General features: G+C 71.5%; 10 protein-coding genes. 8 read left to right on the forward strand and 2 right to left on the reverse strand.

The features are described from left to right. Positions 1-469, forward strand: a 469-nt coding sequence (locus VFW79_RS10830) for an amino acid--tRNA ligase-related protein (RefSeq protein ID WP_329677318.1), incomplete at its 5' end; no start/stop codon positions are given. A gap of 25 nt (positions 470-494) precedes the next feature. Here the strand turns inward: VFW79_RS10830 and VFW79_RS10835 are convergent. Together VFW79_RS10835 and VFW79_RS10840 are read right to left on the reverse strand one after the other, a co-directional pair. Continuing rightward, the gene (locus VFW79_RS10835; protein ID WP_329677319.1) at positions 495-851 is read right to left on the reverse strand and encodes a hypothetical protein; all 357 of its coding nucleotides are present in this window, start codon (positions 849-851) and stop codon (positions 495-497) included. Positions 852-864: 13 nt separating this feature from the next. Continuing rightward, the gene (locus VFW79_RS10840) at positions 865-3,099 is read right to left on the reverse strand and encodes an MMPL family transporter (RefSeq protein WP_329677320.1); all 2,235 of its coding nucleotides are present in this window, start codon (positions 3,097-3,099) and stop codon (positions 865-867) included. A gap of 85 nt (positions 3,100-3,184) precedes the next feature. On the opposite strand from VFW79_RS10840, the gene VFW79_RS10845 reads away from it, so the two are divergent. The 7 genes from VFW79_RS10845 to VFW79_RS10875 all read left to right on the forward strand — a co-directional run. Continuing rightward, positions 3,185-4,585, forward strand: a complete 1,401-nt coding sequence (locus VFW79_RS10845) for a replication-associated recombination protein A (protein WP_329677321.1) — start codon at positions 3,185-3,187, stop codon at positions 4,583-4,585. Between the two features lie 242 nt (positions 4,586-4,827). Continuing rightward, entirely contained in the window at positions 4,828-5,454 is a 627-nt protein-coding gene (gene rpsD / locus VFW79_RS10850) for a 30S ribosomal protein S4 (RefSeq protein WP_109133241.1), read from the forward strand. Positions 5,455-5,577: 123 nt separating this feature from the next. Next, positions 5,578-5,955, forward strand: coding sequence for a DUF948 domain-containing protein (locus VFW79_RS10855; RefSeq protein WP_329677322.1), 378 nt, complete (start codon positions 5,578-5,580; stop codon positions 5,953-5,955). After that, positions 5,952-6,323, forward strand: coding sequence for a hypothetical protein (locus VFW79_RS10860; RefSeq protein WP_329677323.1), 372 nt, complete (start codon positions 5,952-5,954; stop codon positions 6,321-6,323). Before VFW79_RS10855 ends, VFW79_RS10860 begins: the two co-directional genes overlap by 4 nt. Positions 6,324-6,413: 90 nt before the next feature. Then, on the forward strand, positions 6,414-9,116 hold the full coding sequence (alaS, locus tag VFW79_RS10865) for an alanine--tRNA ligase (RefSeq protein ID WP_329677324.1): 2,703 nt from the start codon (positions 6,414-6,416) through the stop codon (positions 9,114-9,116). Between the two features lie 7 nt (positions 9,117-9,123). Beyond that, complete coding sequence (gene ruvX / locus VFW79_RS10870) at positions 9,124-9,723, forward strand: Holliday junction resolvase RuvX (protein ID WP_329677325.1); 600 nt, start codon at positions 9,124-9,126, stop codon at positions 9,721-9,723. Further along, a partial coding sequence (locus VFW79_RS10875; protein WP_329677326.1) for an endolytic transglycosylase MltG occupies positions 9,716-10,256 on the forward strand: 541 nt, incomplete at its 3' end. The genes ruvX and VFW79_RS10875, both read left to right, overlap by 8 nt.

Below are 10,256 nucleotides of genomic sequence, written 5' to 3' on the forward strand. Positions count from 1 at the left end.
ACTCGGCACCAGCGCCTGGACGGCCGTGCACCACGCGTTCACGTCGCCCACCCCGGAGTGGATCGACACGTTCGAGCAGAACCCCGGGGCAGCGCTCGCCTACGCCTACGACATCGTCTGCAACGGCAACGAGATCGGTGGTGGCTCGATCCGTATCCACCGCCGCGACGTCCAGGAGCGCGTCTTCGGGGTCATGGGCATCGACGAGGCCGAGGCGCAGGAGAAGTTCGGCTTCCTGCTCGACGCCTTCCAGTTCGGCGCGCCGCCGCACGGCGGGATCGCACTCGGCTGGGACCGCGTCGTGGCTCTGCTCACGGGGTCGGAGTCGATCCGCGACGTCATCGCGTTCCCGAAGTCGGGCGGCGGCTACGACCCGCTGACCGGCGCCCCGGCGCCGATCACGCCCGAGCAGCGCCGCGACGCCGGTGTGGACGCCAAGCCGAAGGTCGTCGCTGTCGCAGCGGAGTAGCGCGCGCTCGTCGGCGCGGGCGGCCTCACCATCGTCGGGGAGGCCGCACCTCGCCGGTGAACGCCTGGTGCCGCCGTGGCTCGTCCTGGGTGGCGGCCGCGGGGTCCACGAGCGCGCCGGACTCGGGATCGAGCCGCAGCGTGACGGGGCGCGCCGCGAACGAGCGAGCCCACATGCCGCGTAGCAGCGGCCAGGCCAGCGCGGCGAGAGCGACCAGGGCGAGGAACGGGATCACCGCGAGCGGGCGCACAGGACCGCCGGCGAGCCGTCCCATCACGTAGAGCAGCCGCGCGCCCACGAGCAGGAACGAACCTGACGCGACGCGGGCCCGCCGACGCAGGCGCAGGTAGGCGACGCGGTCGATCGGCGGTGGCGAGACCACGGTGCGGATGCCGTCAGTGCGTGATCGCGAGGCGCGCGTAGAGCCGGCGCAGGAACGGCGGCGACCACCAGTTGCCCCGCCCGAGCACCGTCATCGTCGCGGGGACGAGCAGCAGCCGCACGACCGTCGCGTCGATGAGGACAGCGACCGCCAGCGCGAAGCCGACCTCCTTGATGACCAGCAGCTTGCCCGCGACGAAGCCCGCGAACACCACGATGATGATCGCCGCCGCGGACGTGATGATCCGTCCCGAGCGCTGCAGGCCGAGCCGCACCGCGTCGTCGTTGGAGAGGCCCGAGTCGTGCAGCTCCTTGATCCGCGACAGCAGGAACACCTCGTAGTCCATCGCCAGCCCGAAGGCGAAGGCGATGACGAGGACGAGGACGTAGGTCTCGATGCCACCCGTCGACACGAAGCCGAGCAGACCGGACAGGTGCGCGTCCTGGAACACCCAGACCAGGACGCCGAGCGAGGCGGCGATGGAGATCGCGTTCGTCAGCAGCGCCTTGATGGGGATGACGACGGACCCGGTCATGAGGAACAGCAGGACGAGGGTGGCCAGCGCGACGATCGCGACGGCCCAGGGAACCCGGGACATCAACGACGCCGTGAAGTCCAGCTGCCCGGCCGCCTGCCCGGTCACCCACACGGGGAACGGCGCGTCGAGGGCGCGCACCTCCCTGACGACTCGCTCCGCGACAGCGCCGCCAGGGTCGGTGGCGTCAGGCCGCACCCCGATGACGACGTGCGAGCCGGTCGGCGACGGGGGATCGACCGACGCGACATCGGCAAGACCGCCGAGCTGCGCAGCCCAGGTGGTCGCCGCCTCGAGCGAGGTCTGGGCGACGACCATGACGGGGGCGGTCGTGGCCGCGGGGTATTCACGGGCCAGGAGCTGCACGTAGTCGCGCTGGTCGCTGCCGAGCGGCAGCAGCTGCGTCGTCGAGTTGCGCAGCTCGAGGTGGGTCAAGGGCACGGCAAGGGCGCCCAGCAGCGCGAGCGCACCGAGCATGACCCACCACGGGTGGCGCTGCACGCGACCGGTGAGCCGGGAGAAGATGCCCTCCTCGGACTGCACGTCGGCGGTGCGGGCCAGCAGCGTGCGGAGGACGGGCACGCGTGAGATGAGCCCCGGTCGCACGAGCCGGCGGCCGAACAGGACGAGCATCGCGGGCACGAGCGTGAGCGCTGTGGCCACAGCCACGACGATCACCGCGACGCCCGCTGCGCTGACGGCACGCAGGATCTGAGGACGGAAGACGAGCAGGCCCGCGATCGAGATCGCGACCGTCAGGGCGGAGAACGTGACGGTGCGCCCCGCCGTCGACATGGTGCGGACGAGGGCGGTCACCACAGCGCCGTCGCCGCGCCGACGCCTCGCCGCGAGGCCGCCGTCCCCGTCGGTGAGGTGATGCAGCTCCTCGCGGAACCGGGACACGATGAGCAGCCCGTAGTCGATCGAGAGGCCGAGGCCGAGGATCGTCACGACATTGACGACCGACGAGTCGAGGTCGATGACGTAGGACAGCCCGAGCAGGGCACCGAGCCCGCCGGCGATCGACGCGATCGCGCCGACCATCGGCATCGAGGCGGCCAGGAAGCCGCCGAACACCATGATCATCACGAGGAGCGCCGCTGGCAGGGCGATCGTCTCGCCGGTGAGCAGGTCCTTCTCCACCTGGGACGTGATGGCGTCGAAGATGAGCGTCGCACCGCCGACCTGCCCGGTCGCGTCGGGTGCGACGGCTCGCAGGTCGGCCGGCACCTGGTCGAGCCGCCGCTCGACGGCGCGCAGCGCGGTGGACTCGGCGGACGAGGAGAGTCCGGGCGTCAGCTCGACGACGAGGAGGAAGCCGTGCTTGTCCTGGGCGATCAGAGGTGCGGCCGCCGGGTTGGCCGCTCCGCCGGGAAGGACGAGTGGGTCGATGACGGACGCGACCCCGCCGATGGCCATGAGGTCGGACCGCGCCGAGGTCAGGGCGTCGCCCAGGCCGGCCGTCGAGGGGTCGACGTTCTGCACCGCGAGCGTCAGCGATGCGCCGCTCGTGCTCGCGTCGCGCAGGATGCCATTGGCGGTCGAGCTCTGCGAGCCCGGAACCGATGGCTCACCGGTGGTCAAGCGGTCGAACAGGTTCTCCCCGCTGACCCCGAACAGCGCGAGACCGAACCCCAGAACGGTGATGACGAGCCACGCAAGAAGGGCGCGACGGGGATGGTGGGCGACTGCGCGACCTAGGCTCTCGAACACGCTGACCAGCATCCCAGCACTCCGGGTCGCCGCGCACACCCAACGAGGGCGAAGAGTCCTCCTCCGCGGTGCGTAGGCTCGACGCATGGACCTGTTCGACACCGTGAGCTCGACGACGCAGGGGCTCCCTGTCGCGTCGGCGGGCTCGCCGCTCGCGGTCCGGATGCGACCCCGGACTGTCGAGGAGGTCGCTGGGCAGGCGCACCTCCTGGTGCCGGGCTCCCCGCTGCGGCGTCTCGTCGAGCCCGGCGATGCCAACGCGCGCCGCGCCGCGCCCACGTCGGTGGTCCTGTGGGGCCCGCCGGGGACGGGCAAGACAACCCTCGCGTACCTCATCGCCGCGACGTCGGGCCGCCGGTTCGTCGAGCTGTCGGCCGTCACCGCGGGGGTCAAGGACGTCCGCGCCGTGATCGAGGACGCCCGTCGCAGGCTCGCGACCGACGGCGGCGAGACCGTCCTGTTCATCGACGAGGTCCACCGGTTCACCAAGGCCCAGCAGGACGCGCTGCTGCCGAGCGTCGAGAACCGGTGGGTGACGCTCGTGGCTGCGACCACCGAGAACCCGAGCTTCTCGGTGAACTCGCCTCTCCTGTCGCGGTCGCTGCTGCTGACGCTCCAGCCGCTCGACGTCGAGGACGTGCGACTGCTCGTGCGGCGGGCGATCGAGGACGAGCGGGGGTTCGGCGGCACTGTCTCACTGACCGACGACGCGGAGAACCACCTCCTGCGGCTCGCAGGGGGAGATGCGCGCAAGGCGCTGACGATCCTCGAGGCCGCCACGGGCGCCGCGCTGACCGGACCGGTCGACGACGCGTCGGGCACGACGCCGGTCGTCATCGACCTGGCAACGGTCGAGCGCGCGATCGACGTGGCGGCGGTGCGGTACGACCGCGACGGGGACCAGCACTACGACGTGATCAGCGCGTTCATCAAGTCGATGCGCGGCTCCGACGTCGACGCTGCGCTGCACTACCTCGCGCGGATGGTCGCGGCGGGGGAGGACCCCCGGTTCATCGCGCGCCGCATCGTCATCGCCGCGGCCGAGGAGGTCGGCATGGCCGACCCGAGCGCGCTGCAGACCGCGGTCGCGGCCGCCCAGGCGGTGGCGCTCATCGGCATGCCGGAGGCGCGGATCATCCTGGCGGAGGCCGTCGTGCACGTGACGACAGCGCCCAAGTCGAACGCGTCGTACCAGGGGATCGACGCCGCGCTGGCCGACGTGCGCGCCGGGCGCATCGGCACCGTCCCGATGCACCTGCGTGACGCCCACTACGCCGGTGCCCGCCCGCTCGGGCACGGTCAGGACTACCGGTACGCGCACGACGAGCCCCATGCCGTTGCCGCGCAGCAGTACCTGCCCGACGAGCTTGTCGGCACGCGGTACTACACGCCGTCGGACCGCGGCTACGAACGGTCGGTCGGGGAGCGGCTCGACCGCATCCGCGCGATCCTGTCCTCCGGCGAGGCCAGCGCCCCGGATCGCTGAGCGCGCAGGCGGCGCCCAGGGGGTTCGCACCGCCGGGGTTCGGGCGACGGCCCCGAGACGGTATGATCGGGAAGTTGCCTGGCGGGTGTTGGGCGTGCGCGAGCACGGACATGCCGGTCGGGTGACCACCTGGGGCCTCAGCCGCCGCGATCCGCACGACGGGATCGCACCATGGTCGGCCCCACGCCCGCCGGAGACCTCCGCGTCCGGGTGTGACGTCTACAACGACAGGAAGTTCGTCTGTGAGCAGTGTGACCCGTGCACGTCGCCAGGTGCGTCTTTCGCGCGCCCTCGGCCTCGCGCTGACGCCCAAGGCCGTCAAGCACTTCGAGAAGCGTCCCTACCCGCCCGGCGAGCACGGCCGCGCGCGTCGCCGCACCGAGTCGGACTACGCGGTCCGCCTGCGGGAGAAGCAGCGTCTGCGCGCCCAGTACGGCATCCGTGAGAAGCAGCTCGCCCGTGCGTTCGAGGACGCCCGCAAGGCCCCGGGGCTGACCGGTGAGGCGCTCGTCGAGAACCTCGAGACGCGTCTCGACGCGCTCGTGCTGCGCTCCGGCTTCGCCCGCACGATCCTCCAGGCCCGCCAGGTCGTCGTGCACCGCCACATGCTGGTCGACGGCAAGATCGTGGACCGTCCGTCGTTCCGCGTGAAGCCGGGCCAGACCATCCAGGTCAAGCCGAAGAGCCAGGCGACCGTGCCGTTCCAGGTCGCCGCCGCTGGCGCCCACCGCGACGTGCTCCCGGCCGTCCCGGGCTACCTCGAGGTCAAGCTCGAGAAGCTCAGCTCGGTCCTGGTGCGTCACCCGAAGCGCGCCGAGGTCCCCGTGACCTGCGAGGTCCAGCTCGTCGTCGAGTACTACGCCCGCTGACGCGAGCAGCTGGAGCTACCGCAACGCCCCGTGTGCGCCGCCTGCGGCGGGCACGGGGCGTTGCGCTGTCCAGGTAGTGTCGGGAGAGGTGATTCGTGGCCACGGATCGGGGAAGGACGGGACATGTCGGTCGGAGACGTCGCGGGACTCATCGCGGCGATCGCATTCGTGCTGCTCGTCGGCTTCCTCGCGCTGCCCTTGGTCAAGCTGGGCCGCGTTCTGGACGAGGCGCGCGTCTCGGTCAAGGAGCTGACCGACCACACGGTGCCTGTGCTCGACGAGGCCGCCTCGGCGGTCGCCTCGACCAACGTGCAGATCGAGCGTGTAGACGCCATCACGTCGTCGGCCGCGCAGGTCTCCGAGAACGTCTCCGCGCTCACGTCCCTCTTCGCGGCCACGGTCGGGGGGCCCATGATCAAGGTCGCCGCGTTCTCCTACGGCGTGCGTCGGGCCCTGGCCGGACTGGGTGCGAGCGCCCGCGCATCGAGGAGCAAGCGGTGAAGCGCCTCGTGTGGATCGCGATCGGGGCTGCGGTCACCGTCGTCGTGATCCGCAAGGGTGCCGAGCTGAACGAGCGCTACCTGCCCGCGGGGGCGCGCGATGCCGTCGGGACCCTCGGTCGGGTCACCAGCGCCGCACGGACCGCCAAGACGGAGTTCCTCGCCGGTCTGGCCGAGCGCGAGGCCGAGCTGCGTCACGACCTGATCGGCGACGTCGACGTCGAGGCCCTCCGCTCCGAGCGCGCGCGAGACCGTGCGGACCGCGCGCACGATGGACGTACCGCGCGCACGGGCCGCGGGTGGGCGGACGGACCGACCGAGGACCCCGAGGACGACGGAGACGACGGCCTCCCGTACTCGTTCTTCTGAGCCTCGGCTCCACCAGCACCAGAACGCAGACCTTGCACGACCGGCGGACGTCGCCCGGTCACCCCAGCACAGACGAACACCGAGGACATCATGCTTACCGCCGAGATCCGCCAGCGTTGGCTCGACTACTTCGAGGGCCACGGGCACACCGTCGTCCCGTCGGCCCCGCTCATCTCGCCCGACCCCTCGACGCTGTTCGTCATCGCGGGCATGGTGCCGTTCATCCCGTACATGCTCGGCGAGCAGACGGCGCCGTGGCCGCGCGCGACGAGCGTGCAGAAGTGCGTGCGCACCCTCGACATCGAGGAGGTCGGCAAGACGACCCGGCACGGCACGTTCTTCCAGATGAACGGCAACTTCTCCTTCGGGGACTACTTCAAGGAAGGCGCCATCACCTACGCCTGGGAGCTCATCACGGGCTCGCAGGCGGACGGTGGGTACGGGTTCGACCCCGACACGATCTGGGTCACCGTGTTCCACGACGACGACGAGGCCGCGCGCCTCTGGAAGAAGATCGCCGGGCTGCCCGACGAGCGCATCCAGCGGCGCGGCATGAAGGACAACTTCTGGTCCACGGGTGCGCGCGGCCCCGCCGGCCCGTGCTCCGAGATCTACGTGGACCGCGGCCCGGCGTACGGCCTCGAGGGCGGGCCGATCGTCGACGAGGACCGGTACATCGAGATCTGGAACCTCGTCTTCATGCAGTACGAGCGCGGCGACGGCGGTGGCAAGGAGGACTTCCCGATCCTGGGTGACCTCAAGCAGCGCAACATCGACACGGGCATGGGCCTCGAGCGCGTCGCGTACCTGCTGCAGGGCGTCGACAACATGTACGAGATCGACCAGGTGTTCCCGGTCATCCAGGCCGCGCAGGAGCTCTCGGGTCGCCGGTACGGCGCCGACCACGCCGATGACGTCCGCATGCGCGTCGTGGCGGACCACGTGCGCAGCGGCCTGATGCTCATGAGCGACGGTGTGACCCCGTCGAACGAGGGCCGCGGCTACGTCCTGCGCCGCCTCCTGCGCCGCTCGGTGCGCGCGATGCGGCTGCTCGGCGTCGAGGACCTGGCCCTTCCGTCGCTCCTGCCCGCGAGCCGCGACGCCATGAGCCCGTCCTACCCCGAGCTCGCAGCGAACTTCGAGCGGCTGAGCGCGATCGCGTACAACGAGGAGGACGCGTTCCGGCGCACCCTCGTCGCGGGCACGACGATCCTCGACACGGCCGTCCAGGCGGTCAAGGCGGCTCCGACCGCATCCACGTCCGCCCCGGTCCTGTCCGGTGAGAAGGCGTTCCAGCTCCACGACACCTACGGCTTCCCGATCGACCTGACCCTCGAGATGGCGGCGGAGCAGGGAGTCGAGGTCGACGAGACGGCGTTCCGCTCGCTCATGCAGGCGCAGCGCGACCGCGCACGGTCCGACACGCTCGCGAAGCGCGCAGGTCGCGCGGACACGACGGCCTACCAGCAGCTCAAGGCGGCCCTCAGCACCGACACGGCCGGCCCGGTCGAGTTCCTCGGGTACACCGAGTCGACCTCGCGATCGCGCGTCGTGGGTCTCCTCGTCGACGGAGTCCCGGCTCCGGCCGCGACGGCGCCCGCGGACGTCGAGATCGTGCTCGACCGCACGCCGTTCTACGCCGAGGGCGGCGGTCAGCTCGCCGACCAGGGCACGATCCTGCTCGACGGCGGCGCGCGGATCGAGGTCGACGACGTCCAGGCGCCCGTCAAGGGGCTGTCCGTGCACCACGGCCGACTGGTCGACGGCACGGTGACCTTCGGCGAGTCGGGCACCGCGACGATCGACGTCTTCCGGCGCAAGGCGATCAGCCGCGCCCACACGGCCACGCACATGATCCACAAGGCTCTGCACGAGTCGCTCGGCGAGACCGCGACCCAGGCCGGTTCGGAGAACGCACCCAGCCGGATCCGCTTCGACTTCCGGTCGGGCTCCGCGGTGCCGGGTGGCGTCCTGTCCGAGATCGAGGAGCGGGTCAACACCCAGCTCGCGGAGAACCTCGACGTCACGGACGAGATCATGCCGATCACCGAGGCCCGCGCGCTCGGCGCGATGGCGCTGTTCGGCGAGAAGTACGGCGACCGCGTGCGGGTCGTGTCGATCGGTGGCGACTGGTCGCGTGAGCTGTGTGCCGGGACCCACGTGCGGCGTTCGGGCCAGCTCGGTCTCGTGACGCTGCTCGGCGAGTCCTCGATCGGGTCGGGTGTGCGACGCGTCGACGCCCTCGTCGGCGACGGCGCGTACGGGTTCCAGGCGAAGGAGCACGCGCTCGTCGGGCAGCTGTCCGGCCTTCTCGGCGCGCGTCCCGACGAGCTGAGCGACCGCGTCTCGACCCTGCTGACGCGCCTCAAGGACTCGGAGAAGGAGCTCGGCGCGCTCCGGCAGGCGCAGGCGCTCGCCGGGGCCGGAGCGCTGGCCGACGGCGCCGTGGACGCAGGCGGGGTCAAGGTCGTGACGCACGACGCGGGGGACATCGGCTCGGCCGACGACCTGCGCACGGTCGTCCTCGATGTCCGCGCGCGCCTCGGTGAGTCGGCGCCGGTCGTCGTCGCGATCGGAGGCGTGCACAAGGGCCGTCCGCTCGTGGTCGTCGCGACGAACGCCGCGGCACGTGAGCGCGGCGTCCGCGCCGGATCGCTCGTCAAGGTCGCCTCGGGCGTGCTCGGCGGCGGCGGCGGCGGCAAGGACGACCTCGCCCAGGGTGGTGGCACCGACGCGACCCGTCTCGGTGAGGCGCTCGACGGCATCCGCACAGCGATCGGCGCGGCAGCCTGAGGTGCCGATGGTGACGGTCACGCGAGGACCTCGACTCGCCGTCGACGTGGGCAGCGTCCGCGTCGGGCTGGCGACGAGCGATCCCGACGGCCTGATCGCGACGCCTGTCGACACCCTCGCCCGGGACACGGCGCGACCCGCCCCCGGGCGGCTCCCGACCGACCTGGCGCGGATCGTGGCCGAGGTGCGTGAGAGGGGTGCAGCTGCTGTGTACGTCGGGCTCCCTCGTCATCTTTCCGGCAACGAAGGGGCGTCATCGGTGGCGGCACGTGGGTACGCTGTGGCGTTGGCGCAGGCGGTCGCACCCGTGGGGGTGTGGCTCGTCGATGAGCGGATGAGCACGGTGACCGCCCATCAAGCGCTGCATGCGTCCGGCAGGTCCGGGCGCCACCACCGGCAGGTCATCGATCAGGCGGCCGCGGTGGTGATCCTGCAGGCCGCGCTGGATGCGGAACGTGCAACCGGGCAGAGGTCCGGTGAATGGGTCGAGGTCGACCCGGGCACTCCGGACCAGCGCGAGGGGGGCTGTGGGGACGACGACTCGACGACCCAGGGCCGCATCGCCCATGACCTGCACGACGGAACGGAGGGACGACCCGATGAGTGATCTCTTCCTCGGGGCCCCGGCTCACCACCAGGAGGAGCCCCTGCCGTCCCGCAGGGCCCACCAGCGGGGCAAGGCACGCAAGCTCAAGGAGCGCCGCAGCCGCCGCCGCCGGAGCCTGGTGGTTCTGCTCATGGCTCTCGCGCTCGTGGGTGGGGCGGCGTACGTGGTGATCAGCGTGCTCGGGATCGACTTCTCCCCGACGAGCTCCCAGAAGACCGTCAGCGACTACCCGGGGCCGGGGCAGGGCTCAGTCGACATCGTCATCGCGACGGGGGACAGCGGCGCCGCGATCGGCGCGACCCTCGCGAAGGCCGACGTCGTCGCGACCGCGGGCGCGTTCACGAAGGCGTTCAACGCCAACCCGGCGGCGGCCGGGATCCAGCCGGGGACGTATCGGCTCTTCACGCAGATGAAGGCGTCGGACGCCGTCTCGGCACTGCTCAACCCGACGAGCCGGGTCTCGTTCAAGGTGACGATCCAGGAGGGGCTCTCGGTCAAGGAGATCCTGGCCAAGATCTCCACCGCCACCGGCA

It is taken from the genome of Cellulomonas sp. (assembly GCF_036279715.1).
GTDB lineage: Bacteria > Actinomycetota > Actinomycetes > Actinomycetales > Cellulomonadaceae > Cellulomonas_A.

Excerpts from the sequence above, each read along its gene's own strand:
- VFW79_RS10845 (WP_329677321.1), top strand. The coding sequence starts at position 3,185 with ATGGACCTGTTCGACACCGTGAGCTCGACGACGCAGGGGCTCCCTGTC.
- alaS (WP_329677324.1), top strand. The coding sequence starts at position 6,414 with ATGCTTACCGCCGAGATCCGCCAGCGTTGGCTCGACTACTTCGAGGGC.
- ruvX (WP_329677325.1), top strand. The coding sequence starts at position 9,124 with ATGGTGACGGTCACGCGAGGACCTCGACTCGCCGTCGACGTGGGCAGC.
- VFW79_RS10855 (WP_329677322.1), top strand. The coding sequence starts at position 5,578 with ATGTCGGTCGGAGACGTCGCGGGACTCATCGCGGCGATCGCATTCGTG.